The organism is Streptomyces sp. NPDC048297 (genome assembly GCF_043201585.1).
Classification (GTDB): Bacteria; Actinomycetota; Actinomycetes; order Streptomycetales; family Streptomycetaceae; genus Streptomyces.
This window is the reverse complement of record NZ_JBICZA010000008.1, coordinates 144,985-170,981: the sequence shown is the minus strand read 5'-3', so window position 1 is coordinate 170,981 and position 25,997 is coordinate 144,985. Positions and strand designations below refer to the sequence as shown.

The window sequence follows — 25,997 nt, the reverse complement described above, 5'->3', positions numbered from 1 at the left end:
CTGAAGGACACGTTTCACGTGAAACCGATCGATCCCCGCCTGATGCGATACGCCCGTGCCACGCGCTTCTTCCTCGTGTCGGTCATCGCCCTGGGCGGGGTCGGGGCCGGGCTGGTCATCGCTCAGGCGATGCTCATCGCCGAGGTGGTGGTCGGGGCCTTCCAGCACGGCCGGTCGGCCGGTGACCTGGTCACTCCCCTGGTGCTGCTGGCGGCCGTGGCCTGTGGCCGCGGGTTGGTCTCCTGGCTGACCGAACTCGCGGCCCACCGTGCCAGCGCGGCGGTGAAGTCCGAATTGCGGGCGCGGCTCCTGGAACGGACGGCGGCGCTCGGTCCCGGGTGGCTCGCAGGGCAGCGGACGGGCTCGCTGGTCACGCTGGCCACGCGCGGGATCGACGCCCTCGACGACTACTTCTCGCGCTATCTCCCGCAGTTGGGGCTCGCGGTGGTCGTCCCGGTCGCCGTCCTGGCGCGGATCGTCACCGAGGACTGGGTGTCGGCGGCGATCATCGTCGCCACCCTGCCCCTCATCCCGATCTTCATGATCCTGATCGGCTGGGCCACCCAGGCGCGGATGGACCGCCAGTGGACGCTGCTGTCCCGGCTCTCGGGCCACTTCCTGGACGTGGTCGCGGGCCTGCCGACGCTCAAGGTGTTCGGCCGGGCCAAGGCGCAGGCCGAGTCCATTCGCCGGATCACCGGCGAGTACCGGCAGGCCACGCTGCGGACCCTGCGGATCGCCTTCCTCTCTTCCTTCGCGCTGGAATTGCTCGCCACGCTGTCGGTCGCGCTGGTCGCCGTGACGATCGGCATGCGGCTGGTGCACGGCGACATGGACCTTTCCATCGGCCTGGTCATCCTGGTGCTGGCACCGGAGGCGTATCTGCCGCTACGTCAGGTCGGCGCGCAGTATCACGCGGCGGCGGAGGGGCTGGCCGCGGCCGAGGAGATCTTCACGGTGCTGGAGACGCCGGTCCCGGTGTCCGGCACCGCTGCCGTGCCCATGGGCGCGATGGACTTCGACGCGGTGACCGTCCGCTACCCAGGCCGGTCCGTGGACGCCGTGACCGACGTGTCCTTCACCGTCGAGCCCGGCGAGACCGTGGCCCTGGTCGGTCCGAGCGGCGCGGGCAAGTCGACCCTGCTGAACGTGCTGCTCGGGTTCGTACGGCCCACCGAGGGCCTGGTGCGGGTCGGGGGAGCCGATCTCGCCGGCCTCGACCTGGAGGAGTGGCGGTCGCGGATCGCCTGGGTGCCGCAGCGTCCGCACCTGTACGCCGGCACCATCGCGGAGAATGTGCGGCTGGCCCGGCCCGACGCCGACGACGCGGCCGTACGCCGGGCGTTGCGGGACGCCGGCGCGCTGGAGTTCGTGGACGCGCTGCCCGAGGGAGCCGGCACGGTGCTCGGGGAGGACGGGGCCGGTCTTTCCGCGGGGCAGCGGCAACGGCTCGCGCTGGCCCGCGCCTTCCTCGCGGACCGGCCCGTGCTGCTGCTCGACGAGCCGACGGCCGCCCTGGACGGGGCGACCGAGGCGGACGTCGTGGCGGCGGTACGACGGCTGGCCGTGGGCCGCACCGTGCTCCTGGTGGTGCACCGGCCGGCGCTGCTGGAGGCCGCGGACCGTGTCGTACGACTGCGGCTTCCCGAGGCACTCGCCGCCGGACCGGCGACGTCCGCGCCCGGCACGCACGTTTCCGAGGCCGACACGCACGTTCCCGCGCCTGGCACGCACGTTCCCGAGGCCGGTGCGCCGTTCACCGAGTCCCTTGGCACCCGCTCCCCCGAAGCAGCCGACCCGGCCGAGAGCAGTGAGCCTGAGGCCGGTGAGCGCAAGGCCGCTGTGCATGAGGCCGGTGTGCCCGAGGCCGGTGTTTCCGCGATCGGCGGGGCGGGGTCCACGGGCCGCGTGCTGGAGCGTGTCCGGGCCCTGGCCGGTGCCCGGCGCGGGCGGCTCGCGCTGGCCCTGCTGCTCGGGGCGCTGGCCCTCGGCAGCGCCGTCGGCCTGATGGCGACCTCCGGATGGCTGATCGCGCGGGCCTCCCAGCAGCCGCCGGTGCTGTATCTGATGGTGGCCGTGACGGCGACGCGGACCTTCGGGATCGGCCGGGCCGTCTTCCGGTACGCCGAGCGGCTGGTGTCCCACGACGCCGTGCTGCGGATGCTCGCCGACACCAGGGTCGCCGTCTACCGGCGGCTGGAACGCCTGGCGCCCGCCGGGCTGCGGGCGACCCGGCGCGGTGATCTGCTGACCCGGCTGGTCGCCGACGTGGACGCCTTCCAGGACTACTGGCTGCGCTGGCTGCTGCCCGCCGGTGTCGCGGTCGCCGTCTGCGCCGCCTCGGCCGGCTTCACCGCCTGGCTGCTGCCCGAGGCCGGTGCCGCGCTCGCGGCCGGCCTCCTCGCGGCGGGCGTCGGCGTCCCGCTGATCACCGCGGCGGCGGCCCGGCGCACCGAGCGGCGGCTGGCGCCGGCCCGGGGTGTGCTCGCGACCCGGGTGACCGACCTGCTCACCGGCACCGCCGAGCTGACGGTCGCCGGCGCTCTCCCGGCTCGTACGGCGGCGGCCCGGAAGTCCGACGGCACGCTCACCCGGATCGCCTCACGGGCGGCCGCGGTCACCGCGCTCGGCGACGGGCTCACCGCCCTGGTCTGCGGCCTCACCGTCACCGCCACCGCCCTGCTCGGCGCCCAGGCGGTGGCCGCGGGCCGGCTCGACGGGGTGCTGATGGCCGTGGTCGTCCTCACCCCGCTGGCCGCCTTCGAGGCCGTCCTCGGGCTGCCGCTCGCCGTGCGCTACCGGCAGCGGGTGGCCCGCAGCGCGGAGCGCGTGTACGAAGTCCTGGACGCGCCGGATCCCGTGCGGGAGCCGGAGCGGCCCCTGCCGGCGCCCGCCAGGCCCTTCCCGGTCGTGGTCCGGGATCTGTCGGCCCGTCACGGGGGACAGCACCGCGACGCGCTCGCCGGGTTCGACCTCACGCTGGAACGGGGCCGCCGGATCGCCGTGGTCGGGCCCTCCGGCTCGGGCAAGACGACCCTCGCCCAGGTGCTGCTGCGCTTCCTCGACCCGGGCGCGGGCACGTACACGCTCGCCGGGGTGGCGGCGAACGCGCTGGACGGCGACGACGTACGACGCCTCGTCGGCCTGTGCGCCCAGGACGCGCACCTCTTCGACAGCACCGTGCGCGAGAACCTGCTGATCGCACGCAAGAACGCCACCGAGGCCGAGCTGCTGGACGCGCTGGACCGGGCCCGGCTGCGGGAGTGGGTGGCAGGTCTGCCCGACGGCCTGGACACGCACGTCGGTGAGCACGGGGCCCGCCTCTCCGGCGGCCAGCGCCAGCGCCTCGCGCTCGCCCGCGCGCTGCTCGCCGACTTCCCGGTGCTGGTCCTGGACGAGCCGGCCGAGCACCTGGACCTGCCGACGGCCGACGCGCTGACCGCGGACCTGCTGGCCGCGACCGAGGGCCGTACGACCCTGCTGATCACCCACCGGCTCGCGGGGCTCGACGCCGTCGACGAGGTCGTCGTCCTCGACGCGGGACGGGTGGTGCAGCGCGGCCCGTACGCGGAGCTGGTGACCGTGGACGGCCCGCTGCGCACGATGGCGCGACGGGAGGCGGAGGCCGACTCGCTGGTGGCGGCGGTGTGAGGCAGGCGGCGTGATGCGGACGGTCTGCGGACCGATCGTCTGAGGCGGGCGGTGAGGCGCGGACGGTGTGACGCGCCGCAGATGGTGTGGTGTGGACGTCCCCTGCCGGATCCGCCGGCAGGGGAGCCGGTGTCAGGCCCGGTCGGCGAGTATCTGCTCGATGACGACCGCGACCCCGTCCTCGTTGTTGGCGACCGTACGGCCCGAGGCGGCGGCGACCACGTCGGGGTGGGCGTTGCCCATCGCGTACGACCGGCCGGCCCAGGTCAGCATCTCGACGTCGTTGGGCATGTCCCCGAAGGCGACGACCTCCGCGGGCGAGATGCCGCGCTCGGCACAGCACAGCGCCAGCGTGCTGGCCTTGGAGACGCCGGGGCCGCTGAGTTCCAGCAGGGCGCTGGGGCTGGAGCGGGTGACGCTGGCGCGGTCGGCGACCGCGATCCGGGCCACGGAGAGGAAGGCGTCGGGGTCCAGGTCGGGGTGGTAGGCGAGGATCTTGAGCACGGGCTGGTCGGCGTCCGGACCGTCCGCCGCGAGGAGGACCTCGGCGGGCAGCAGGTTGTCCGGGATCTCCATGTGCAGTTTGGGATAGTCCGGCTCCTGGTGGAAGCCGTACGTCTGCTCGACCGCGAACACCGTGCCGGGCACGGCCTCGCGCAGCAGTCGTACGGAGTCCAGCGCGTTCCGCCTGGTCAGCTCGCGCACCTTCACGAACCGGTGGGCGCCGGGGCCGCCGTGCAGGTCGACCACGGCGGCGCCGTTGCCGCAGATCGCCAGGCCGTGGCCGTGCACATGGTCGCTGACGACGCCCATCCAGCGGGCCGGTCGGCCGGTGACGAAGAAGACCTCGATACCGGCTTTCTCGGCCGCGGCCAGGGCGGCGACGGTCCTCGGGGAGACCGACTTGTCGTCGCGCAGCAACGTTCCGTCAAGATCGGTTGCGATCAGTCGGGGTGGTGGGCTGGTGGTGTTTCCCTGGTGGAGCGAGGTCGAGAGCGTGGGGGAGGCCGGAGTCCCGGGCTGTCTGGTCGCTGAGGTCACCCGGTCATTCTCGCGCATATGCCAGCACGGCCGTGCGGGACTCCGCACATATGAGTCGAAACATATGGGCCGGAGGCCCGTCACGTATGCGTCGAAGGTCCGTCACATAGGGGTCGAAGGTCCGTCGCACAGGGGGCGGAGACCCGTCGCATGGGGTCGATGGATCCATCACACAGGGGCCAACGGAGTCGTCACGGCAGCTGGGAGAGCGCCTCCATGGCGATCTGCTCGAAGACCTTCTGGTCTGCGGCGAAGTCGGAGTCCGGGATGGGCCAGTGGATCACGATCTCGGTGAAGCCCAGCTCCCGGTGGCGGCCCGCGAAGTCGACGAAGGCGTCCAGGGACTCGAGCGGCCGGCCGCGGTCCGGGGTGAAGCCGGTGAGCAGGATCTTGTCCAGCTCCGCGATGTCCCGGCCGGCCTCGGCGCACGCGTCGCCCAGCCTGCCCAGTTGTTCGCGCAGCGCCTCGACCGACTGCTCCGGGGTGCCGTTCTCGTACAGCTTCGGGTCGCCGGTGGTGACCCAGGCCTGCCCGTGGCGCGCGGCGAGCTTCATGCCGCGCGGGCCGGTGGCCGCCACGGCGAAGGGCAGCCGGGGGCGCTGCACGCAGCCGGGGATGTTGCGCGCCTCGTGTGCCGAGTAGAACCGGCCTTCGTGCGTCACCGCGTCCTCGGTGAGCAGCCGGTCGAGCAGCGGAACGAACTCGGCGAGCCGGTCGGCGCGCTCGCGCGGCGTCCACGGCTCCTGGCCGAGGGCGGTCGCGTCGAAGCCGGTGCCGCCCGCGCCGATGCCCAGGGTGATCCGGCCGCCGGAGAGGTCGTCCAGGGAAATCAGTTCCTTGGCGAGGGTCACCGGGTGGCGGAAGTTCGGCGAGGTGACCAGCGTGCCGAGGCGCAGCCGGTCGGTGGCGGCAGCGGCGGCGGTCAGGGTCGGGACGGCGCCGAACCAGGGGCCGTCGCGGAAGCTGCGCCAGGACAGGTGGTCGTAGGTGTACGCGGTGTGGAAACCGAGCTGCTCGGCCCGCTCCCAGGCCGCTCGGCCGCCTTCGCTCCAGCGGCGGTACGGCAGGATGACGGTGCTCAGTCGCAGACTCATGGGTCCGAGCGTACGGGGCGGCTGCGACGACGGACGAAATCGGTCACTTCACGCACCGGAACGGCCACGGATCGGCGACTACGGGTCAACGGGTCAGTGCGGGCCGGGGAAGCTCAGGTAGCGGGGTGGCACGGCCCGGGTCAGCCAGACGCCGTTCGCGCTGACGTGGAAGACATGGCCGTCGCGGTGCATGGCGCCGGCGTCCACGGCGAGGACGACGGGGTGGCCGCGCCGGGCACCGACCCGGGTCGCGGTCTCGCGGTCCGCCGACAGATGGACGTCGTGCCTGCTCATGGGCCTGAGCCCCTCGGCGCGGATCGCGTCGAGGCTGCGGGCGACGGTGCCGTGGTAGAGGTACGGCGGCGGGGTGGCCGGGGGCAGGCCGAGGTCGATCTCGATGCTGTGGCCCTGGCTGGCGCGGATCCTCGTGCCCTCGACCGCGAAGCGCTTCTTGTCGTTGGCGGCCACCACGTGGTCGAGTTCCTCGCGCGTGAACCGGAATCCGTGGGCGGCGGCTGCGGCGATCAGGGTGTCGATCTCGACCCAGCCGCCCTCGTCGAGCGTGAGGCCGATGCGTTCGGGCTGGTGGCGCAGGTGCTTCGACAGGTACTTCGACACCTTCACGGTGCGCCTGTCGTCGGTGCGGCTGTCGGTCGTCTCTTCGTCTTGTCCTTCGTTCACATCATCAGAGTGAAGGAGAGACGCGGATCACGCAGATGATTTCCGCTTCCACGTTTGATCCACAGCCAAGTGCCGTTATCCACAGGAGATTTGACGAAGGTGTGGACAACCGACGGGTGATATGGGGTAGTTCATCAACTTGACTGGGAAATGGGGCTGATGGGTCAAGCATCCTCGACCCCAGCCCCGATCCCCGCCCCAACTCCCTTCACAGTCTGGGTTCCACCCGGGCGATCCGCCTCAACGCCCCCGGCATATAGCGGGACATGAAGTGGGCGCCGCGCGCCTCAGGCGTCACCGGGGCCACCGCGACGTTGCGGACGACCGCGTCGAGAATGGCGTCGGCGACCTTCTCCGGAGGGTAGTTGCGCAGACCGTAGAGGTGCGCGGAGCGCTTCTGGCGGCGGCGCGCCTCCTCCTCGTCGACACCGGTGAAGCGCGCCGTCGAGGTGATGTTGGTGTTGACGAACCCGGGGCAGACGGCCGTCACCCCGATGTCCTGGGAGGCCAGTTCGGCGCGCAGGCACTCGGAGAGCATCAGGACCGCCGCCTTGGAGGTGCTGTAGGCGGGCAGGGCGCGGGAGGGCTGATAGGCCGCCGCCGACGCGATGTTGACGATGTGACCGCCCTGGCCGCGCTCGGCCATGCGCGCACCGAAGAGGCGGCAACCGTGGATGACACCCCACAGGTTGACGTCAAGGACTGTGCGCCAGTCCTCGGTTGTGGTGGTGAAGAAGGAACCGGACAGGCCGATACCCGCGTTGTTGACCAGCACGTCCACCACACCGTGGTCGCGGTGGACCTTCTCGGCGAGCTTCTCCATGGCCTGCTCGTCGGAGACGTCGGCCGTTTCCGCCCAGGCCCCGGCGGCGCCGACCAGACGGGCCAACTCGGCGGTGCGGGTGGCGGCTTCCGCGTCGCGGTCGACGGCCACCACGCGCGCGCCCGCCTCCGCGAAGGCGAACGCCGTCGCCCGTCCGATGCCGCTGCCCGCGCCGGTGACGAGTACCAACTGACCGCCGAAGCGCTCGGCATGGCGTCCGGTGGCCTTCACCTCGGTGCGGCCTCCCTCGACAGTGGTCACGAACTCCTCGATCCAGTCGGCCAGTTGGTCGGGGCGCGTGCGCGGGACCCAGTGCTTGGCCGGAATCGTGCGCCGGGTGAGCCGCGGAACCCACTGCTCCAGGTCGTCGTAGAGCCGCTCCGACAGGAACGCGTCGCCCTCGGGCGTGATGAGCTGCACGGGCGCGTGTGCGTGCGCGTCCGGGCGCGGGTGGAGCAGCCGGACGCGGACGTTGTCCCGGTACAGCCAGGCGCCGTGCGCCGCGTCGGTGGGCAGCGAGGGGGTCGGGTAGTCGCCGGCGGGGACCTTCTCGATCCGCTGGAGGATCTTCGGCCAGCGCTTGCCGAGCGGGCCGCGCCAGGCCAGCTCCGGCAGGACGGGGGTGTGCAGCATGTACACGTACCAGGACTTGGCGCCCTGGCCGAGGAGCTGTCCCACCCGGCGAGGTGTCGGACGCTTCACGCGCGCGTTGATCCAGTGCCCGAAGTGGTCGAGGGACGGGCCGGACATCGAGGTGAAGGAGGCGATACGGCCCTCCGTGCGGCCGGTCGTCGCGAACTCCCAGGACTGCACCGAGCCCCAGTCGTGCCCGACGAGGTGCACCGGGCGGTCCGGGCTCACCGCGTCGACGACGGCCAGGAAGTCGTCCGTGAGCTTGGCGAGGGTGAAGCCGCCGCGCAGCGGCTTGGGCGCGGAGGAGCGGCCGTGGCCCCGGACGTCGTAGAGGACGACGTGGAAGCGGTCGGCCAGCCGGACGGCGACCTCCGACCAGACCTCCTTGCTGTCGGGGTAGCCGTGCACCAGCACCACCGTCGGCTGCTCCGGATCACCCAGCTCGGCCACGCACAGCTCGATCCCGCCGGTCCGCACCCAGCGCTCACGCGCGCCCTTCAGCGTCATTTCTCCTCCGCCCAGCGCCGCACGTGCGGCAGATCGTCGTCCAGCCAGAAGGCGCCCTCCTCGGGGTCCCGGGAGTCGGTGACCACCAGGATCTCCTCGAACTTCGCGCCCGTCCCCCGGAAGCCGAGGTGGGGTTCGACCGCCCACAGGCCCGGCCGCGGCGGGTGGTCGGAGAAGCGGTACGGCGACCACAGGGGCGACCAGCCCTCGCGGTGGCCGTGCAGCGCGTCGCTCGCCAGCCCCTTCAGGGACTGGGTGCCGAACCCGAACAGGTGCGGCGAGAAGCGGCGCTCCTTCACCCGGTCCACCTTGTGGGCGATCACGCCGAAGGGGTAGGCCCGGTGCCGGTTGGCGTAGCCCTGGCGGACCATGAGGCGGTCCACGTCCTCGTAGATCTCGCGCAGCGGGCGCCGCTCGCGCACCTCGCGCAGGATCAGCTCGCGGTGCGCCTCCAGGTCGGCCATCAGCCGGTCCTGCACCGGGTTGAGGCCGAGCGAGCCCGAGTAGCCGATGTCGGCCGTGCAGCCCTCGAAGACCGGGGCCACGTCCAGGATGAACGGCATCCCGGGCTCCAGCGCGCGATGCGTCGGGAAGAACTGCAGCGGGACGCGGAAGTTCACGAACGCCGTGCGGTCGCCGAACCAGGCGAAGGGGAGGTGGAAGAAGTCCCGCACCCCGCGTTCGCGCAGCCAGTCGCGCTGCATCCGGGCGGCCTCACGCTCGGTCACGCCCGGCTCCAGGCGTGCGGCGACCGCTTCCGCGCACTCGTAGGCGAGGCGCTGCACCCGCCTGAACCCCCGCAGCTCCACGGAGAGTTCGTTCTTCACTGCCGTCGTCATCCCGCCCCGTCCCGTCCCGTCGACTGCGGTACGCGTCCGTAACTTGACACTGGTGAATGTCGCAGTTGTTAGAGTCGGCGTCAATAGACGGGATCAAGGGCTGCGGACAACGCCCGGCCCCGACGTCCGCCCGCCCCACGTCCCCGACGTCCCGCCCGGCGCCCCCTAGGGCCCCAGGGCGGAGCCCGTACTACTCGAGGCTGACGTGAAGACGGCTCTGAGGTCTGACGACCGGCGTGGTCCGGGTCACTACCTTCGGATGCGTGACTGTGATCGCGACCGAAAGCCTGAGCAAGCGGTTCCCCCGGGTGACCGCGCTCGACCGGCTGTCCGTGGACATCGGACCCGGTGTGACCGGACTCGTCGGGGCCAACGGCGCCGGCAAGTCCACCCTGATCAAGATCCTGCTGGGTCTGTCCCCCGCCACGGAGGGCCGCGCCGAGGTGCTCGGCCTCGACGTCGCCGCGCCGTCGTCGGGTGCCGCCATCCGCGAACGCGTGGGCTACATGCCGGAGCACGACTGCCTGCCGCCCGACGTCTCGGCCACCGAGTTCGTCGTCCACATGGCGCGCATGTCCGGCCTGCCGCCCGCCGCCGCGCGCGAGCGCACCGCGGACACCCTGCGCCATGTCGGCCTGTACGAGGAGCGCTACCGCCCCATCGGCGGCTACTCCACCGGCATGAAGCAGCGCGTGAAACTCGCCCAGGCGCTGGTGCACGACCCGCAGCTGGTGTTCCTGGACGAGCCGACCAACGGCCTCGACCCCGTCGGCCGCGACGAGATGCTCGGCCTGATCCGCCGCATCCACTCCGACTTCGGCATCTCGGTCCTGGTCACCTCCCATCTGCTGGGCGAACTGGAGCGCACCTGCGACCACGTCGTCGTCATCGACGGCGGCAAGCTGCTGCGCTCCAGCTCCACCACGGACTTCACCCAGACCACGACCACCCTCGCGATCGAGGTCACCGACACCGACGAGCACCCCGACGGCACCGGCGCCGTCCGCGAGGCGCTCGACGCGCGCGGGGTGAGCGTCGAGGCCGGCAGCGGGCTGCCGGGCGCCGGCCACATCCTGCTGCTGACCGCGCAGGGCGAGGAGACGTACGACCTGGTGCGTGACGTCGTCGCCGGCCTGGGGCTCGGCCTGGTCCGCATGGAGCAGCGCAGGCACCACATCTCGGAGGTCTTCACGAGCGAGGACGAGCAGCGCAAGGAGGGGGCAGGCCATGGCCGTTGAGCAGCCCACGCGGACATCCGCCACTGTCGCGCCCGCGGGTGACACCCGCATCCACGACATCGGGTACCGCTCCTACGACGGCCCCCGCCTCGGCCGTTCCTACGCCACGCGCTCCCTCTACTCGCAGTCCCTGCGCGGCTCCTACGGTCTCGGCCGCTCGGTCAAGTCCAAGGTGCTGCCGATGCTGCTGTTCGTGGTGATGTGCGTGCCGGCGGCCATCATGGTCGCCGTCGCGGTCGCCACGAAGGCGAAGGACCTGCCGGTCGACTACACCCGCTACGCGATCATCATGCAGGCCGTCATCAGCCTGTACGTCGCCTCGCAGGCCCCGCAGTCCGTCTCGCGCGACCTGCGCTTCAAGACCGTGCCGCTGTACTTCTCGCGGCCGATCGAGATCGCCGACTACGTGCGTGCGAAGTACGCGGCCCTGGCCTCCGCGCTGTTCGTCCTCACCGGGGCCCCGCTGCTGGTGCTCTACATCGGCGCGCTGCTGGCCAAGCTCGACTTCGCCGACCAGACCAAGGGATTCGCGCAGGGAATCGTCTCGGTGGCACTGCTCTCGCTGCTGTTCGCCGGAATCGGCCTGGTCATCGCCTCGGTCACCCCGCGGCGCGGCTTCGGCATCGCGGCCGTCATCGCCGTCATGACGATCTCCTACGGCGCGGTCTCCACGCTCCAGGCCATCGCCGACACGCACGGCAACACGAGCGCCGTGCCCTGGATCGGCCTGTTCTCGCCGGTCACGCTGATCGACGGGGTCCAGGCCGCGTTCCTCGGCGCGACCTCCGCGTTCCCCGGCGGGGTCGGTCCCTCGAAGGGCGAGGGCGTGGTCTACGTCCTCGTCGTCCTCGGCCTCATCGCCGCGAGCTACGGCCTCCTGCTGCGCCGCTACAAGAAGGTGGGCCTGTGACAACCCTCAGCATCGACCACGTCTCCCGCTGGTTCGGCAACGTGGTCGCCGTCAACGACATCACCATGACCATCGGCCCCGGCGTCACCGGCCTGCTCGGCCCCAACGGCGCCGGGAAGTCCACCCTCATCAACATGATGGGCGGCTTCCTCGCCCCCTCCACCGGCACCGTCACCCTCGACGGGCAGCCGGTGTGGCGCAACGAGTCGATCTACCAGAAGATCGGCCTCGTCCCCGAGCGCGAGGCGATGTACGACTTCCTCACCGGCCGCGAATTCGTCGTCGCCAACGCCGAGTTGCACGGTCTCGGTGACAAGTCGGCCCAACGGGCCCTCGCCACCGTCGAGATGGAGTACGCGCAGGACCGCAAGATCGCGACGTACTCCAAGGGCATGCGCCAGCGCGTGAAGATGGCGTCCGCGCTGGTCCACGACCCCTCCCTGCTCCTGCTCGACGAGCCCTTCAACGGCATGGACCCGCGCCAGCGCATGCAGCTCATGGACCTGCTGCGGCGCATGGGCGACGAGGGCCGCACGGTGCTGTTCTCGTCCCACATCCTCGAAGAGGTCGAGCAGCTCGCCTGGCACATCGAGGTCGTCGTCGCCGGCCGGCACGCGGCCAGCGGCGACTTCCGCAAGATCCGCCGTCTGATGACCGACCGGCCGCACCGCTACCTGGTCCGCTCCAGCGACGACCGCGCGCTCGCGGCCGCGCTGATCGCCGACCCGTCGACGTCCGGCATCGAGGTCGACCACGCCGAGGGCGCGCTGCGCATCCAGGCCGTCGACTTCGGCCGCTTCACGGCCCTGCTGCCCAAGGTCGCCCGCGACCACGGCATCCGGCTGCTGACGGTCTCGCCGTCCGACGAGTCCCTCGAGTCCGTGTTCTCGTACCTGGTCGCGGCGTAGGAGGCCGAAGATGTACGACCCCACAGTCGCCCGGCTCACCTACCGGGCCCTGCTCGGCCGCCGCAGGGCCCTCATCCTGGGCGCCCTGCCCGTCCTGCTGATCGCGATCTCCGTCGTCGTACGGGGCCTCGCCGGCGCCGACGACCAGACGGCCGCCGACCTTTTGGGCGGGCTCGCGCTCGCCACGATGGTGCCGATCATCGGCGTCATCGCGGGCACGGGCGCGATCGGCCCGGAGATCGACGACGGCTCCGTCGTCTACCTGCTGTCCAAGCCGGTGAAGCGGCCGACGATCATCTTCACCAAGCTGATCGTGGCCATCGCCGTGACGATGGTGTTCTCGGCCCTGCCGACGCTCATCGCGGGCTTCATCCTCAACGGCAACGGGCAGCAGATCGCCGTCGCCTACACCGTGGCCGCGCTGGTCGCCTCGATCGCCTACGCGGCGATGTTCCTGCTGCTCGGCACGGTGTCCCGGCACGCGGTGGTGTTCGGTCTCGTCTACGCCCTCGTCTGGGAGGCCCTGTTCGGCTCCCTGGTGTCCGGCGCCCGCACCCTGAGCGTCCAGCAGTGGGCGCTCGCGGTCGCCCACAAGGTGGCCGGCGGGGACCTGGTGACCTCGGACGTCGGCCTGCCCACGGCGACGGTGCTGCTGGTCGTGGTCACCGTGCTGGCCACCTGGTACGCCGGCCAGAAGCTGAGGTCGCTGACGCTCGCCGGCGAGGAGTGAGGTGCCCTCGCGGTCTTGACGGGGGCTTCACCTCGGTCCGGGCAGACTGGACAGAACGGATGTAAGGCGAGGAGGCCGGCAGATGGCAGAGGAGATTCCGCGGCACGACGCCTCCGGGCGGACCGGCGACGACCTCTGGGACGAGCTGGTCCTGGACGAGGCCTTCGTGCGGTCCGCCGAGACCTCCGAGCCGTCCGCGCGGGCCCGGATGCTCGCGGCCCGCTGGCGCGCCGAGGAACCGGAGCCGCAGCCCTGGCGCTCCGACGAGCCACCGGCGGGCTGGTTCTTCAGCAGGGCACGCCGGCGCAGGTGGCGCCGCCGGTAGGGCGGTGCCGGCGGGAGCGGTGTCGGTAGGGCTGTGCCGGCGGGGACTGTGCCGGCGGAGGCGGTGATGCGCCGCCGTTAATTCGGTGGCGCCCAACTCGGTGGCGGGGCACAGTGGTTGTGCCCCATCCGCCGGGAGTGTCCCGGCGTCACGTTCTGGGAGAGGAGCAGGGCGATGCCCATGCACGGCAATGCGCCCGGCTCCCGACAGGGCAGTCCGAGGCCGGCTCCGGAGTAGCCATTACCGCTCCGCAGAGCCACGGGAACTGCCCGGGGCGGCCGCTTCGAGCACGCGATGTCGCTCTCGCGTGGGCCGCCCACCCGGAGGATTGGCCGAGTGGTAAGGCACTGGCTTGCTAAGCCATGGTCGGGGGGTACCCCGCGCACGTTCGATCCGTGCATCCTCCGCGAGACGTTGTCACTGGGACTTGGCCGGGACTTGGCTGCGATTCAGGGCCAGGGGTACGTCGAGTCTGCGGGTCGGCGGCAGCCGCCGGCAGGTGAAGTCGGCCTCTCAGACGCCCCGTTCGTCCGCGATGCGGTCCAGTTCGCGCATGGCTTCCGCGTGGGCGCTCATGCGGCGGCTCAGGGTGCCGGTGGTGAAGAGGGCGACGCCGGTGATCGAGGTCGGCAGGGAGAGGCCGAGAAGGGCGAGGGCCTCGGGCCAGTCGCGTTCGTCGGCGCAGTAGTCGCCCCGCTGGACACCCTCGTTGGCCGTGCCGCGATCCGTCAGGAGGCGGGACTCGCAGTGCTCGGGGTAGTGGTCGCCGGAGTGGCGGTCGACGTCGTACGGGGTGAGCACAAGGACGGCGCACCAGGCCCACAGCAGGCCCGCCACGGCGAGCAGGGCGATGCCCCAGGTGCGTGTCCGGCTGGAGCGGTCGCGGAAGTCGACGTCGTATTCGCGGGAGCGCATGGCCGCCGAATCCAGCAGCGGCGGCGGTGCGCCCGGGGTGACCGGTGTGGCCTGGGGTGCCCGGACGGGCGCCCTCAGCCCAGGAGGCGTTCCAGGACCAGCGCGATACCGTCCTCCTCGTGGGAGGCCGTCACCTCGTCCGCGACCGCTCGCAGTTCCTCGTGGGCGTTGGCCATGGCGACGCCCCGGGACGCCCAGGCGAACATCGGGATGTCGTTGGGCATGTCGCCGAAGGCGATCGTGTCGGCGGCCTTCAGGCCGAGGCGGCGGGCGGCGATGGACAGGCCCGTGGCCTTGGAGAGGCCGAGGGGGAGCACTTCGACGATGCCCGCGCCGGCCATGGCGACGCCGACGAAACCGCCGGCGGCCTGCCGGGCGGCCTCCGCCAGGTCGTCGTCGCCCAGCGTCGGATGCTGGATGTAGATCTTGTTCAGCGGGGCGGTCCAGAGGTCGGACGCGTCCGTGAACGGGGTGGCGGGGACGGCGCCGGTGACGGCGTAGCCCGGCCCCACCAGCACCTCGCCGTCCAGGCCGTCCTGGCTCGCCGCCAGGTACAGCGGACCCACCTCGGCCTCGATCTTCGCCAGGGCCACGCTCGCCAGCTGCCGGTCAAGGGTCACGGACGTCAGCAGGCGGTGCGCCCCGGCGTCGTACACCTGCGCGCCCTGGCCGCAGACGGCGAGGCCGGTGTAGCCGAGGTCGTCGAGGATGTGCCGGGTCCAGGGCGCGGCGCGGCCGGTGACGACGATGTGCGCGGCGCCCGCCGCGGTGGCCGCGGCGAGCGCGTCACGGGTGCGCGGGGAGACCGAATCGTCGGAGCGCAGCAGCGTTCCGTCGAGGTCGGTGGCGATCAGCCGGTACGGGAATCCCGCGGCGGGCGACTCGGCGCTCACTTGGCGACCGGCTCCAGGACCTCGCGGCCGCCCAGGTACGGGCGCAGCACCTTGGGCACGTACACGGAGCCGTCGGCCTGCTGGTGGTTCTCCAGGATCGCCACGATCGTGCGCGGCACGGCGCACAGCGTGCCGTTGAGCGTCGCCAGCGGCTTGACCTGCCCGCCCGTCGCCCGACCACCACCCCGGCCGGAGGTCGCTTCGCTCCCACTGGACTTCTCACGGACCCGGATCGACAGGCGCCGGGACTGGAACTCGGTGCAGTCCGAGGTCGAGGTCAGCTCGCGGTACTTGCCCTGGGTCGGGATCCACGCCTCGCAGTCGTACTTACGCGAGGCCGAGGAGCCGAGATCGGCGGAGGCGACGTCGATGACGCGGAACGGCAGCTCCAGCGAGGTCAGCCACTGCTTCTCCCACTCCAGCAGGCGCTTGTGCTCCTCCTGCGAGTCCTCGGGAGCGACGTACGAGAACATCTCGACCTTGTCGAACTGGTGCACGCGGAAGATGCCGCGCGTGTCCTTGCCGTGCGAGCCGGCCTCGCGGCGGAAGCACGGGGAGAACCCGGCGTAGCGCAGCGGCAGCCGGTCGGCGTCGATGATCTCGTCCATGTGGTACGCCGCGAGCGGGACCTCGGAGGTGCCGACCAGGTACAGGTCGTCCTTGTCGAGGTGGTAGACGTCCTGGGCCGCCTGGCCGAGGAAGCCGGTGCCGGCCATGGACTGCGGGCGCACCAGCGCCGGGGTCAGCATCGGCGTGAAGCCGGCCTCGGTGGCCTGCCCGATCGCCGCGTTCACCAGGGCCAGCTCCAGCAGGGCGCCGACACCGGTGAGGAAGTAGAAGCGGGAGCCGGAGACCTTGGCGCCGCGCTCGACGTCGATCGCGCCGAGGATCTGGCCCAGCTCCAGGTGGTCCTTGGGCTCGAAGCCCTCGGCACCGAAGTCGCGGATGGTGCCGTGCGTCTCCAGCGTGACGAAGTCCTCCTCGCCGCCGACGGGGACGTCGGGGTGGACGAGGTTGCCGAGGCGGAGCAGCAGCTCATGGGTCTCGGTGTCGGCGGCGTCGCGCTCGGCGTCGGCGGCCTTGACGTCCGCCTTCAGCTGCTCGGCGCGCGCCAGCAGCTCGGCCTTCTCCTCGGGGGAGGCCTTGGGGATCAGCTTGCCGAGCTGCTTCTGCTCGGCACGCAGTTCGTCGAAGCGGACGCCGGAGGACCTGCGCCGCTCGTCGGCAGACAGGAGGGAGTCGACGAGCGCGACGTCCTCTCCACGGGCGCGCTGGGACGCGCGCACACGGTCGGGGTCCTCACGGAGCAGGCGAAGGTCAATCACGAGGCCAAGGCTACCGGTGTCGGCTCGCGGGCCACGACTCACTATTGCCATACGCGCCTCGCGTGGCGTCATGCGGCAATTGCGCAGAGTGTCCCATGAGGTCAATAAAGGCCGTCTCAATACCTGGAACGGGGCAGTCGGCGGGTCCCCGGTTGACCGGATTCCCTTGTGGAGAGCCGCACTTGGCGGCGCGGTTGTCCACAGGAGCCCGCATCCCGGGAAGAGTTATCCACAGGCTGTGCGGAAAGTCTGTGGACTTCGGAATTGATCACTCCGGAAGTTCCGCCCGGAGCGAGGAATTCCCGGTTCGAACAGGGGTGACACCTACTTTCGGGTGGAAAGGCGTCGCTCCAAAAGATGAACCAAAGGAAACGAGTGGACGAAGGGTGACCTGCCGGGCGGTGGCCGTATCTGGGGCTTCCGGGGCGATTTGTCGACGGCGCGACTCTCCCTTGTCGACTTGTCCCCAGGTCGAGAAGCGGACCTGTGGATAACTTCTGTGGATAACGAAGATATGCAGGTACGACTGCCGGAATTGGCAATTCCGGCCATCGGGCCGGGCTCCGGAACCGGTCGCTTCAGCCCCGGAACCGGCTTCTCCAGCCCCATAGCCGACCGCTTCGGTCCCGGAACCGGCCGCTCCCGCCCTAGAACCGGCCGTCCTGGCAGCGTGCCACCCAGTCCGACGCCGCCGCGAACTCCTCGTCGGTGGTGCCCGGCCGGACGGGCGGGGCCTCGTCCGGCGTGATGTCCGCGCGCGGATAGGAGCCGAGGAAGCGCACGAGGCAGATCCGCTTCAGCCCCATCAGCGCCTCGGCGACCCGTCGGTCCGAGATATGGCCCTCGGCGTCGATGCAGAAGCAGTAGTTGCCGATGCCCGCGCCGGTCGGCCGCGACTGCAGCAGCATGAGGTTGACGCCGTGGGTGGCGAACTCGCCGAGCAGCTCGCGCAGGCCACCGGGGTGGTCGTCGTTCTGCCACAGCACCACCGAGGTCTTGTCGGCGCCGGTCGGGGCGGCGGGCCGGGCCGGACGGCCGACCAGCACGAACCGGGTCTGCGCGTTCTCCGCGTCGTGGATCCCGGTCTCCAGCGCCTCCAGGCCGTACCGGGCGGCGGCGAACTCGCCCGCGAAGGCGGCGTCGTACCGGCCCTCCTGGACCAGCCGCGCGGCGTCCGCGTTCGAGGCGGCCGACTCCCACAGGGCGTCCGGGAGGTTCTTCCGGAGCCAGTTGCGCACCTGAGGCTGGGCGGCCGGGTGCGCGGAGACCGTCTTGATGTCGGACAGCTTCGTGCCCGGCCGGACCAGCAGCGCGAAGGTGATGGACAGCAGCACCTCGCGGTAGATCATCAACGGCTCGCCCGCGACCAGCTCGTCCAGGGTGGTGGTGATGCCGCCCTCGACGGAGTTCTCGATCGGCACGAACGCGGCCTCGGCCTCGCCGGCCCGCACCGCGTCCAGCGCGGACTGCACCGACACGTACGGGATCAGTTCCCGGGTCGCGGCCTCCGGAAGCGTGCGCAGGGCGACTTCGGTGAAGGTGCCTTCGGGACCGAGATACGCATAGCTCGCTGGCATGCACTCACCCTAATGGCCGCAGCCGAAGGCGGCGCCCGCGTCTCATGAACGCCACTCGACCGGGTGGTTTGAACCCCTGGATCAGCCCTCCGGAATCAGCCAGAACCAACCCCCGGAATCAGCCCTCCAGCAGGCGCTGTCCCACGTACTCCCCCTCGGCCGCGCCCCCGGGCACCGCGAACAGACCGCTCGCCTCGTGCCGGATGAACCGCGACAGCGCGTCGCCCCGGTCGAGCTTGCGCTGCACCGGGACGAAGCCGCGCAGCGGGTCCGCCTGCCAGCAGACGAACAGCAGACCGGCGTCGGGGGTGCCGTCCGGGTCGATGCCGTCGTGGTACGAGAACGGGCGCCGCAGCATGGCCGCGCCGCCGTTCTGGTCGGGCCGGGTGATGCGGGCGTGGGCGCTCAGCGGGACGACGTACTCGCCCTTCGCGTCGGCCTTCTCCAGGTCCATCGGCGTCGTCTCGCCGCCCCCGGACAGTGGTGCCCCGTCGGCCTTGCGGCGCCCTATGACCGCCTCCTGGCCGCTGAGCGAGAGCTTCTCCCAGTCGTCGAGGAGCATGCGGATACGGCGTACGACGGCGTAGGAGCCGTTCGCCATCCAGGCGGGTTCCCCGGCGGCGGGCACGAAGATCCGGCGGTCGAAGTCGGCCTCGGCGGGCTTGGGGTTGCGGGTGCCGTCGATCTGGCCCATCAGGTTGCGCGCGGTCATGGGGTGCGCGGTGGCGCCCGGGGAGCGGTTGAAGCCGTTCATCTGCCAGCGGACGCGGGCCGCGCCGCCGGCCTCCTTCTGGACGGCGCGCAGGGCGTGGAAGGCGACCAGGGCGTCGTCGGCGCCGATCTGCACCCACAGGTCGCCGTCGCTGCGGGCCTTGTCGAGTTGGTCGGAGGAGAAGTCGGGCAGCGGGTCCAGCGCGGCCGGGCGCTGCTTGTCCAGGCCGGTCCGCGCGAAGAAGCTGTGGCCGAAGCCGAAGGTGACGGTCAGCGAGGACGGGCCCGCGTCCCGGGCCACGTCGGTGTCGTCGTGGGGGGCCGCCTCGCCCGCCATCAGCCGCTCGGCCGCGCTCGACCAGCGCCGCAGCAGGGCCGCCGCCTCCTTGCGGCCCGCACCGGCCACCAGGTCGAAGGCGACGAGATGACCGCGCGCCTGGAGCCCCTCGGTGATGCCGGGCTGATGTTTCCCGTGAAACATCGCCCGACCGGAGCCGAGCGAGGTCAGCGGGGTGACCTGCGCGGGCACGGCGGCGTATCCGACGGCGCCGCCCGCCGCGCCGAGCACGAGACCGGTGGCGCCGGCGGTGCCGAGCAGTGCGCGCCGGGAGACACCACGGCCGCTGCCGGCGCCGGGTTCCCGCAGCGCGGGGTCGGGCGTGCGGCGGGCCTGGGGGATGGACTGGTCGGGCATGGTGGGGTTCAGCCGATCTGAGCGTTCTTGGAGACGGTCACCTGGTCGATGTCGGAGGTCCGCACGGTCACCGCGATCTTCCAGTCGCCGGCCATGGGGATCTGCACGCCGCTCGCCGACCAGTGGCCGGTGGTGATGTGGTCCGGGGTCACGGGAAGCGGGCCGAGCTTCTTCGCCTCCAGGGTGAAGGCGACCTTCACCTCGGGGATGTCGAAGGCGCGCCCGTTGGGCCGCTGCACGTAGAGGTGCATCTCGTTGCCGCCCACGCGCGCGGGGTCGAGGTCGACGCGGACGAGGCCCTTGCCGTCGGTGCCGCCGGTGTCGAAGGGCATGTCCAGGGTCAGCGTGCCGGACGCGGACGAGGACACCGAGGAGCCGGCGGAGGACGCGTTGGCGGCCTTCGCCTCCTGCTCGGTGCGGCCCGGTTCGGTCTGCGTCAGCGCGGTGGTGACGGCGAGCAGGACGACCGCGACGCCCGCCTCGGCGAACACCGAGCGGCGCAGTCCGAAGCGGTTCGCGTCGGCGTCCCTGAGCCGCTTGCGCCGGGCGGCGTCGACGGCGGCCCGCTGCCGCGCGAGCTGCGCGGCCCGCTTGCCGTCACCGGCCGCAGCGTTCCGCGCGGCGCCGGAGGCAGCCTTGCCGGCCGCAGACCGCGACGCGGGGACCTTGTCCTTCTCGGCGATGTCGACAGCGCGGGTGGCGTCCGCCGCGAGCCGTCCCGTCCACCGCCGCGAGATCCCCGCGATGCCGACCAGCAGCGCCACCAGTCCGATCTTGACCAGCAGCAGCTGCCCGTACGCGGTGTCGGCGAACGCCGACCAGGAGCCCAGCTGGCGCCAGGACTGGTAGACGCCGGTGGCGACGAGCGCGAGCACGGAGCCGAAGGCGACCCGGGAGAAGCGGTGGACGGCGGCCGACTCGATCGGGGCGTCCGCGGGTGCCCGGTACAGGGCGACGAGGAGAGCGGTGAGGCCGCCCAGCCAGGCGGCGACGGCCAGCAGGTGGACGACGTCGACGGGCATGGCGATGCCCGGCTGGAGCCCGGTGGAGGCGTGCTCGGCCATCGCCCAGCTCGCCGCGAGTCCGGCGGCCACGACCACTCCGCCGACGGCGAGCCCGAAGTTCAGGTCCCGCTTCTCCTCGCCCTCCTCGCGCCGGTTGTAGGCGCCGAAGAGGACGGCGATGAACAGCGCGGCGGCGGCGAGCAGCAGCAGCCGGGAGACCAGCGCGGCGCCGGTCTTGGTCTGGAGCACCTGCCCGAGCAGCTCCAGGTCGAAGACGTCGCCGAACTTCCCGGAGCTGGTGTACGAGCCGCGCAGAAGCAGCAGCCACAGGGTGGCCGCGGTGAGCGCGAGCCAGCCGCCGACCACGAGCCGCTGCAGGGCCCGTACGCCCGAGCCGCGCTGCCAGCAGGCCAGGACGAAGGCGGCGCCGCCCACCAGCACGATGAAACCGGCGTACGACATGTACCGCCCGAACGCGTAGAGCGCGCCCACGACCCCGCCGCCGGTCCCGGTGCCGACACCGGAGACGACGGTCTCCGAGGGCGCCCCGATGGAGAAGGTGTAGGCGCCGGACACGGGGTGGCTGTCCGCCGAGACGACCTGGTAGGCGACCGTGTAGGTGCCCTTGCCCAGCCCGCTCCTGAGCTTCACGGCGTACGTCGTCCCGCTCACGTTGACCGGTGAGCCGGACTCGACCTTCCGGCCCCTGGGGTCGAGCACCTGCAGCGAGTCGTCGTTCATCGCCACCTTCTCGGAGAAGGTGAGCGACACCTGGGTGGGCGCCTTGGCGACCACCACCCCCTGTGCGGGGTCGCTGCCGGTCAGCGCGGCGTGCGCGGAGGCCGTCCCGGCGCCCGCGAACAGGGCGCCGGTGACGGCGAGAAGCAGCAGCACCAGGGTCCGCAGGCGGGGGGTGATGGTCCGCGTCACAGTGGTCCTTCCCTCAGTGTCCGGTCGGTCGACGGGGCGTCCTCAGCGCCCGGTCGACGGGTTGTACGTGGCGGACTTCACCGGCATCTCGACGGTGAGGGGACCGGACTTCGCGAAGCCGAGCCTCAGCGTCACCGTCTGGCCCTGTTCCGGCCGGTGCCTCAGCTTCTCGAACATCAGGTGGTTGCCCCCGCTCCTGAACACGAGCCGGCCATGGGCCGGTATGACGAAGGAGGCTTTCTCTTCCATGGCGCCGCCGACAGTGCTGTGCATGGTGATCTGCCCGGCGACGTCGCTGGTGACCGAGGTCAGCTCGTCCTGCGTCCCGCCGTTGTTGCTGATCGTCAGGAAGCCGGCGGCCATGTCGGCGGAGACCGGCCGGGGCATGTACGACGCGCTCACGGACAGCTCGGCGGCGGAACCGGAGCCGTCGCCCGCGTTCTTGTCCGAGCCGGAGCCCGTGCCCGAGCCCTGCCCGGTGCCGCAGCCCGCGAGGGTCAGCGCGCCGACGAGCGCGGCAGCCGTCAGGATCGTGCGCCTCACGGCTTGGCTCCCTCGACGAGCTTGGGCAGGTCCTTGGTGTAGTCGTCGACCGTGGCGTCCTCGCCGTACAGGACGTATCCGCCGTCGGTCTTCGGCGAGAAGGCGATGACCTGGGTGCCGTGCACCGAGACGAGCTTGCCGTTCTTGTCCTTCGTCGTCGGTTCGACGGAGATGCCGACGGAGCGGGCGCCGGCCTGGACGGCGGCGAACTTCCCGGTCAGACCGACGAACTGCGGGTCGATGCCCTTGAGCCACTTGCCGAGCTCGGCGGGGGTGTCCCGGCCGGGGTCGGTGGTGACGAACACGACGCGCAGGTCGTCCTGCTGGGCCTTGGGCAGTGCCTTCTTGGCGACGGCGATGTTGCTCATGGTCGTGGGGCAGACGTCCGGGCAGTGCGTGTAGCCGAAGTAGAGGAGGGTCGGGTGGCCCTTGGTCTCGGCGCGCAGGTCGTACTGCTTGCCGTGGGTGTCGGTGAGGACCAGGTCGGGCTTGGCGAACGGCTGGTCGAGGACGGTGGCGGCCTTGCCCGAGCCGGTCTCGTCCGAGACCACGGAGACGGGCGGCTTGTTCTCGTCACCGCTGCCGCAGGCGGTGAGGGTCAGGGCGGCGGCGCCGAGCAGCACGGCCGCGGCGAACGTCTTCTTACGCATAGAGAAATGTCCCAGATGTCAGAACTCCGGCGCGCACCGGGGTCGTACAAGAGCGTCGCACGGCCCCGGTGCACGCACGGGGAAGGGTGGGTCAGGAGGTGCGGCGGCGGCCCGCTACGACGCCGTAGCCGACGCCCGCGGCACCGATGACGATGCCGACGACGGCGAGCACGCGCGCGGTGGTGTCGCTGCCGCTCGTGGAGTCCGCGGCGGCGGCCGTCTTCTCGTCCTTGCCGTTCGCCGCGGCGGAGTCGCCCTCGGCGGAGTCGTCCGTAGCGGCCGAGGCGCCGCCGTGGTCGTCCGTGGCGGCCGACAGCTCCAGCACCGGGGCCGGGTTCTCGGGCTCGTCCTGGCCCTTCTGCTGCACCTCGATCCAGCGCACGACCTCGTTGTCGGAGTACGTCTGGATCGCCTTGAAGGCGAGCTGGTCGGTGTCCTCGGGCAGGGCGCCGACGGAGAGCGGGAACTTCTGGAAGTAGCCGGGCTCGATGCCCTTGCCGTCGGCGGTCCAGGTGACCTTGGTGACGGCCTCGTCGATCTTCTCGCTGTGCAGCGTGAGCGGCTTGGCCAGCTTGGACTTGGTGACCTTCACGGTCCAGCCGTCGATGGGCTGGGGCATGACCGAGGCCAGCGGGTGGTCGGCCGGGAAGTTCACCTCGAGCTTGGTGGTCGACGTCTTGTCGCGCTCGTTGGGCACCTTGAAGTCGACGACCGCGTAACCGCCCTTGGCCGCGATGCCCTCGGGCTGCACGCTGACGTGCGCGGAGGCGGGGGCCGACAGGACGAGGACGGCCGAGCCCGCGACGGCAGCGGCGGCGGCGACCCGGGCGGCGACGCGGGACGCGGTACGGGACGCGGTACGGGACGCGGTGACGGTGTCTGTACGGGACGCGGTTCGGGAAACCTGCATGGCAGGAGCACTCCACTCTGAGTGAGATCCGGTGAGGAGGAGAGGCACGCGTACGCGGGGCGCACGCGCGGCCGCGCGACGGCGGCCTGCCTCCTCCGGATGGACCGGGAGGGAGGGGTGGCGCGTCGCGTCAGGCGGCGAGAAGGAGGCCGGCGGCGGGTGGGCCGCGCCGGATCACCGTGTGCTGGAGTGCGGTGGTGCGCGGGGCGGGTGCCTCGTCCCGGTCGGGGCGGGGGCCGCGCGGGTCGGGTCCGGGTGCGGGCAGCAGCCCGGCGCACAGGGCGTGCGCCAGCGTGAGTGCCGCGCGCAGCGATCGTACGAGTGCCCCCTCCGCGACTCCGTGCGCCGAAAGCTCGATCAGCCGCAGCACGGCCAGGTCGCCGCGGCGCAGCAGCCAGCCCGCGGCGAGGGCCGCGAGGACATGGCCGAGCAGCATCGGCAGGGAGGGCAGCAGGGCCGCCGAGGAGCCGGTGGCGTCGGCGGCGTGCCGCAGGACGGGCGTGCCGCCCACGGCCCGGCCCGAGGAGTCGATGAGGTGCGCGTCGAGCAGGAGGCGGTAGGCGTGCCCGGGGGTGAGCGCCGACGGGCTGGACCCGCACAGCAGGTGTGCCGCCCGCTCGACGAGCGCCCCGTTCGCCGAACTCGCGTGGCCGCCCGCGCCGAACACGCCCTCCGCGCCGAACAGGCCACCCAGGCCGCCCATGCCGCTCATGCCGCTCATGCCGCCCATGGACCCTGCCGGTCCCGTCGGCATCCCGGAGGCCATGGCCGCGCCGTGCTGGCCCAGCCCGAACAGGGTGTGCAGCGCGGCCTGGCCGAGGGTGAGGAGCGCGGCGATGCCGGGCAGCGAGCGGGCCCGCCCGGCGAGGGGCACGACGAGCAGCAGACAGCCCAGGAATCCCGCGCCCAGCGTCCACAGGGGCACGGTCGCGCAGGAGGCCAGGGTGTGCCCGGCCGCGGCCAGCACGACACAGACCGCGGCGAACACCGCGGCCCGCAGGATCCGGACCCCGGGTCCGGAGCGCGTCGTGCGCGTGTGGGGGGCTGTCATGGCGGGGCTCATCATCGCACTGCCCCCACCCGCTTCCCGCGGCAGGCCCGCCGGATTCCGCCATGGTCGTGTGTTCCGCCGATTGTGCCGCTGTTTGTCCCGCTGTTTGTCCCGCAGGGGAAACGGAACCGCCCCCTCATACATCGATTCGTCCCGGGGCGCATCGCCCATATGGGCCGAGTCACGTCAACGGAGTGCTTACGGGGGCGCACGGGTGGCAATAGGTATCGGTATGTCGAGTCGCGGCCGGGAGGGTGGAGCATGAGCATCTGGTGGTCACTCCATCTGCGCCGCGAGGCCGCGAGCGTGCCGCTCGCCCGGCGGCTGCTGATCGGCACCATGGAGACGGCGGGCGTCGACCCGGACATCTCCTACGACCTGTCCGTCGCCCTCAGCGAGGCCTGCGCGAACGCCGTCGAGCACGGCGGCGACGCGGCGCGCGGCACCTCCGAGGCGTACCGGGTGACCGCCTACCTGGACGGCGAGAAGTGCCGTATCGAAGTGACCGATTCGGGCCCCGGTTTCACCCGCGCCCCGGACATACGGCCGGTCCGTACGGACGCCGAGCACGGCAGAGGCCTGTGTCTGATCCAGGAACTCGCCGATCACGTCCACATCGGCGCGAAGCCGGGCCGGGGCGGCACGGTGGTCAGCTTCGACAAGATCCTCAAGTGGAAGAAGGACCCTTCCCTGCTGACCGCGTGACGGTCCGGCTCACCGCATGACGTTCCCCGCTCACCGCATGACGGTCCCCGTGGGACCGGCGCGCCGTTAGGGTGCGCGCATGGATGCCGAACCCGTGATCCTGCGCCCTCTCGCCCGGGGCGACGCCGCAGCGCTCGCCGCCGCCTACACGCAGAACCGCGAGCACCTGGAACCGTGGGATCCGGTCAGGCCGGAGTCCTTCTTCACGGTCGCGGGCCAGGCGGAGCGCGTCGAGGGGCTGCTGCGGCAGTACGCCGAGGGAAGCATCGTGCCGTGGGTGTTCGAGGCGGTGGACGGCCGGATCGTGGGGGCGATCACGTTGACGGGGATCACCCGGGGGCCGTTCCTCAGCGCCTGCGTCGGGTACTGGGTGGCCGCCGACCAGCAGAACCGGGGCCTGGCCGGCACCGCGGTGGAACGAGCCTGCGCGCACGCCCGCGACCCGCTCGGCCTGCACCGCGTCGAGGCGTCCACACTGACCGGCAACACGCGCTCGCAACGCGTGCTGACACGGTGCGGCTTCGAACCGATCGGACTCGCCCCGAACTACCTGCACATCAACGGCCAGTGGCGGGACTGCCGCCTCTTCCAACGCGTACTGCACGACAACGCGCCCGCCCACCCTTAGACGAACGGCCGGGCGCGCATCCGTCGCACGGACCCGCCCCCGGCCGATTCACAGCACCCTCAGTTACCAGGCACTCTCAGC

The 25,997-nt window shown here is 71.9% G+C and carries 23 protein-coding genes and 1 tRNA gene; 9 read left to right on the top strand and 15 right to left on the bottom strand.

The window, feature by feature from the left end; all coding sequences use genetic code 11:
• Positions 1-18: 18 nt before the first annotated feature.
• The gene (gene cydD, locus ACGFYV_RS11475) at positions 19-3,651 is read left to right on the top strand and encodes a thiol reductant ABC exporter subunit CydD (protein ID WP_393878132.1); all 3,633 of its coding nucleotides are present in this window, start codon (positions 19-21) and stop codon (positions 3,649-3,651) included.
• 132 nt (positions 3,652-3,783) lie between these two features.
• On the opposite strand, the gene ACGFYV_RS11470 is transcribed toward cydD, so the two are convergent.
• The 5 genes from ACGFYV_RS11470 to ACGFYV_RS11450 all read right to left on the bottom strand — a co-directional run bounded on the left by ACGFYV_RS11470 (position 3,784) and on the right by ACGFYV_RS11450 (position 9,269).
• Positions 3,784-4,710, bottom strand: a complete 927-nt coding sequence (locus tag ACGFYV_RS11470; protein WP_393878131.1) for an HAD hydrolase family protein — start codon at positions 4,708-4,710, stop codon at positions 3,784-3,786.
• A 173-nt stretch (positions 4,711-4,883) separates the two neighbouring features.
• Positions 4,884-5,786, bottom strand: a complete 903-nt coding sequence (locus ACGFYV_RS11465) for an LLM class flavin-dependent oxidoreductase (protein WP_393878130.1) — start codon at positions 5,784-5,786, stop codon at positions 4,884-4,886.
• A gap of 93 nt (positions 5,787-5,879) precedes the next feature.
• The gene (locus ACGFYV_RS11460) at positions 5,880-6,467 is read right to left on the bottom strand and encodes an RNA 2'-phosphotransferase (protein ID WP_393878129.1); all 588 of its coding nucleotides are present in this window, start codon (positions 6,465-6,467) and stop codon (positions 5,880-5,882) included.
• Between the two features lie 208 nt (positions 6,468-6,675).
• Positions 6,676-8,430: an SDR family oxidoreductase gene (locus ACGFYV_RS11455; protein ID WP_393878128.1), complete on the bottom strand. Its 1,755-nt coding sequence runs from the start codon at positions 8,428-8,430 to the stop codon at positions 6,676-6,678.
• Positions 8,427-9,269: a M24 family metallopeptidase gene (locus ACGFYV_RS11450; protein ID WP_393878127.1), complete on the bottom strand. Its 843-nt coding sequence runs from the start codon at positions 9,267-9,269 to the stop codon at positions 8,427-8,429. The genes ACGFYV_RS11455 and ACGFYV_RS11450 overlap by 4 nt, the downstream gene beginning before the upstream one ends.
• 269 nt (positions 9,270-9,538) lie before the next feature.
• Between ACGFYV_RS11450 and ACGFYV_RS11445 the strand changes: the two genes are divergently transcribed.
• From ACGFYV_RS11445 to ACGFYV_RS11420, 6 genes are all read left to right on the top strand, one after another.
• The gene (locus tag ACGFYV_RS11445) at positions 9,539-10,507 is read left to right on the top strand and encodes an ABC transporter ATP-binding protein (RefSeq protein WP_393878220.1); all 969 of its coding nucleotides are present in this window, start codon (positions 9,539-9,541) and stop codon (positions 10,505-10,507) included.
• Positions 10,497-11,417, top strand: coding sequence for an ABC transporter permease (locus ACGFYV_RS11440; RefSeq protein WP_393878126.1), 921 nt, complete (start codon positions 10,497-10,499; stop codon positions 11,415-11,417). The genes ACGFYV_RS11445 and ACGFYV_RS11440 overlap by 11 nt, the downstream gene beginning before the upstream one ends.
• A complete protein-coding gene (locus ACGFYV_RS11435) occupies positions 11,414-12,325 on the top strand; it encodes an ABC transporter ATP-binding protein (RefSeq protein WP_393878125.1) in 912 nt (303 codons plus the stop codon). Before ACGFYV_RS11440 ends, ACGFYV_RS11435 begins: the two co-directional genes overlap by 4 nt.
• Before the next feature lie 10 nt (positions 12,326-12,335).
• A complete protein-coding gene (locus tag ACGFYV_RS11430) occupies positions 12,336-13,055 on the top strand; it encodes an ABC transporter permease (RefSeq protein WP_393878124.1) in 720 nt (239 codons plus the stop codon).
• A gap of 82 nt (positions 13,056-13,137) precedes the next feature.
• A complete protein-coding gene (locus ACGFYV_RS11425; RefSeq protein WP_393878123.1) occupies positions 13,138-13,380 on the top strand; it encodes a hypothetical protein in 243 nt (80 codons plus the stop codon).
• 322 nt (positions 13,381-13,702) lie between these two features.
• Positions 13,703-13,787: transfer RNA gene (locus ACGFYV_RS11420), tRNA-Ser, on the top strand.
• A gap of 106 nt (positions 13,788-13,893) precedes the next feature.
• Here the strand turns inward: ACGFYV_RS11420 and ACGFYV_RS11415 are convergent.
• The 10 genes from ACGFYV_RS11415 to ACGFYV_RS11370 all read right to left on the bottom strand — a co-directional run bounded on the left by ACGFYV_RS11415 (position 13,894) and on the right by ACGFYV_RS11370 (position 24,583).
• The gene (locus ACGFYV_RS11415; protein ID WP_393878122.1) at positions 13,894-14,295 is read right to left on the bottom strand and encodes a hypothetical protein; all 402 of its coding nucleotides are present in this window, start codon (positions 14,293-14,295) and stop codon (positions 13,894-13,896) included.
• 74 nt (positions 14,296-14,369) lie between these two features.
• Positions 14,370-15,188: an HAD family hydrolase gene (locus ACGFYV_RS11410; RefSeq protein WP_393878121.1), complete on the bottom strand. Its 819-nt coding sequence runs from the start codon at positions 15,186-15,188 to the stop codon at positions 14,370-14,372.
• Positions 15,185-16,513: a serine--tRNA ligase gene (serS, locus tag ACGFYV_RS11405; RefSeq protein ID WP_393878120.1), complete on the bottom strand. Its 1,329-nt coding sequence runs from the start codon at positions 16,511-16,513 to the stop codon at positions 15,185-15,187. The genes ACGFYV_RS11410 and serS overlap by 4 nt, the downstream gene beginning before the upstream one ends.
• Positions 16,514-17,160: 647 nt before the next feature.
• A complete protein-coding gene (gene pheA / locus ACGFYV_RS11400) occupies positions 17,161-18,090 on the bottom strand; it encodes a prephenate dehydratase (RefSeq protein WP_393878119.1) in 930 nt (309 codons plus the stop codon).
• A 118-nt stretch (positions 18,091-18,208) separates the two neighbouring features.
• The gene (gene efeB / locus ACGFYV_RS11395) at positions 18,209-19,495 is read right to left on the bottom strand and encodes an iron uptake transporter deferrochelatase/peroxidase subunit (RefSeq protein WP_393878118.1); all 1,287 of its coding nucleotides are present in this window, start codon (positions 19,493-19,495) and stop codon (positions 18,209-18,211) included.
• Positions 19,496-19,503: 8 nt separating this feature from the next.
• The gene (locus tag ACGFYV_RS11390; protein ID WP_393878117.1) at positions 19,504-21,429 is read right to left on the bottom strand and encodes a copper resistance CopC/CopD family protein; all 1,926 of its coding nucleotides are present in this window, start codon (positions 21,427-21,429) and stop codon (positions 19,504-19,506) included.
• Between the two features lie 42 nt (positions 21,430-21,471).
• The gene (locus ACGFYV_RS11385) at positions 21,472-21,972 is read right to left on the bottom strand and encodes a copper chaperone PCu(A)C (RefSeq protein ID WP_393878116.1); all 501 of its coding nucleotides are present in this window, start codon (positions 21,970-21,972) and stop codon (positions 21,472-21,474) included.
• A complete protein-coding gene (locus tag ACGFYV_RS11380) occupies positions 21,969-22,622 on the bottom strand; it encodes an SCO family protein (RefSeq protein ID WP_393878115.1) in 654 nt (217 codons plus the stop codon). The genes ACGFYV_RS11385 and ACGFYV_RS11380 overlap by 4 nt, the downstream gene beginning before the upstream one ends.
• A gap of 91 nt (positions 22,623-22,713) precedes the next feature.
• Positions 22,714-23,532, bottom strand: coding sequence for a YcnI family protein (locus tag ACGFYV_RS11375; RefSeq protein ID WP_393878114.1), 819 nt, complete (start codon positions 23,530-23,532; stop codon positions 22,714-22,716).
• 130 nt (positions 23,533-23,662) lie between these two features.
• Positions 23,663-24,583 carry a hypothetical protein gene (locus ACGFYV_RS11370; protein WP_393878113.1) on the bottom strand — a complete coding sequence of 307 codons (921 nt, stop codon included), beginning with the start codon at positions 24,581-24,583 and terminating at the stop codon, positions 23,663-23,665.
• A 261-nt stretch (positions 24,584-24,844) separates the two neighbouring features.
• Here ACGFYV_RS11370 and ACGFYV_RS11365 point away from each other — a divergent pair, with 261 nt between their 5' ends.
• Together ACGFYV_RS11365 and ACGFYV_RS11360 are read left to right on the top strand one after the other, a co-directional pair.
• A complete protein-coding gene (locus ACGFYV_RS11365) occupies positions 24,845-25,288 on the top strand; it encodes an ATP-binding protein (protein WP_393878112.1) in 444 nt (147 codons plus the stop codon).
• 79 nt (positions 25,289-25,367) lie between these two features.
• Positions 25,368-25,916 carry a GNAT family N-acetyltransferase gene (locus ACGFYV_RS11360; RefSeq protein ID WP_393878111.1) on the top strand — a complete coding sequence of 183 codons (549 nt, stop codon included), beginning with the start codon at positions 25,368-25,370 and terminating at the stop codon, positions 25,914-25,916.
• Positions 25,917-25,997 lie beyond the last annotated feature (81 nt).

Bases quoted from the DNA above. Each gene is read 5' to 3' on its own strand.
- ACGFYV_RS11470 (WP_393878131.1), bottom strand. From the start codon at position 4,710: ATGCGCGAGAATGACCGGGTGACCTCAGCGACCAGACAGCCCGGGACT.
- ACGFYV_RS11430 (WP_393878124.1), top strand. From the start codon at position 12,336: ATGTACGACCCCACAGTCGCCCGGCTCACCTACCGGGCCCTGCTCGGC.
- ACGFYV_RS11455 (WP_393878128.1), bottom strand. From the start codon at position 8,430: ATGACGCTGAAGGGCGCGCGTGAGCGCTGGGTGCGGACCGGCGGGATC.
- ACGFYV_RS11370 (WP_393878113.1), bottom strand. From the start codon at position 24,583: ATGACAGCCCCCCACACGCGCACGACGCGCTCCGGACCCGGGGTCCGG.
- ACGFYV_RS11465 (WP_393878130.1), bottom strand. From the start codon at position 5,786: ATGAGTCTGCGACTGAGCACCGTCATCCTGCCGTACCGCCGCTGGAGC.
- ACGFYV_RS11415 (WP_393878122.1), bottom strand. From the start codon at position 14,295: ATGCGCTCCCGCGAATACGACGTCGACTTCCGCGACCGCTCCAGCCGG.
- efeB (WP_393878118.1), bottom strand. From the start codon at position 19,495: ATGCCCGACCAGTCCATCCCCCAGGCCCGCCGCACGCCCGACCCCGCG.
- ACGFYV_RS11375 (WP_393878114.1), bottom strand. From the start codon at position 23,532: ATGCAGGTTTCCCGAACCGCGTCCCGTACAGACACCGTCACCGCGTCC.
- ACGFYV_RS11360 (WP_393878111.1), top strand. From the start codon at position 25,368: ATGGATGCCGAACCCGTGATCCTGCGCCCTCTCGCCCGGGGCGACGCC.
- ACGFYV_RS11425 (WP_393878123.1), top strand. From the start codon at position 13,138: ATGGCAGAGGAGATTCCGCGGCACGACGCCTCCGGGCGGACCGGCGAC.
- ACGFYV_RS11450 (WP_393878127.1), bottom strand. From the start codon at position 9,269: ATGACGACGGCAGTGAAGAACGAACTCTCCGTGGAGCTGCGGGGGTTC.
- pheA (WP_393878119.1), bottom strand. From the start codon at position 18,090: ATGCCAGCGAGCTATGCGTATCTCGGTCCCGAAGGCACCTTCACCGAA.
- ACGFYV_RS11440 (WP_393878126.1), top strand. From the start codon at position 10,497: ATGGCCGTTGAGCAGCCCACGCGGACATCCGCCACTGTCGCGCCCGCG.
- ACGFYV_RS11380 (WP_393878115.1), bottom strand. From the start codon at position 22,622: ATGCGTAAGAAGACGTTCGCCGCGGCCGTGCTGCTCGGCGCCGCCGCC.
- ACGFYV_RS11365 (WP_393878112.1), top strand. From the start codon at position 24,845: ATGAGCATCTGGTGGTCACTCCATCTGCGCCGCGAGGCCGCGAGCGTG.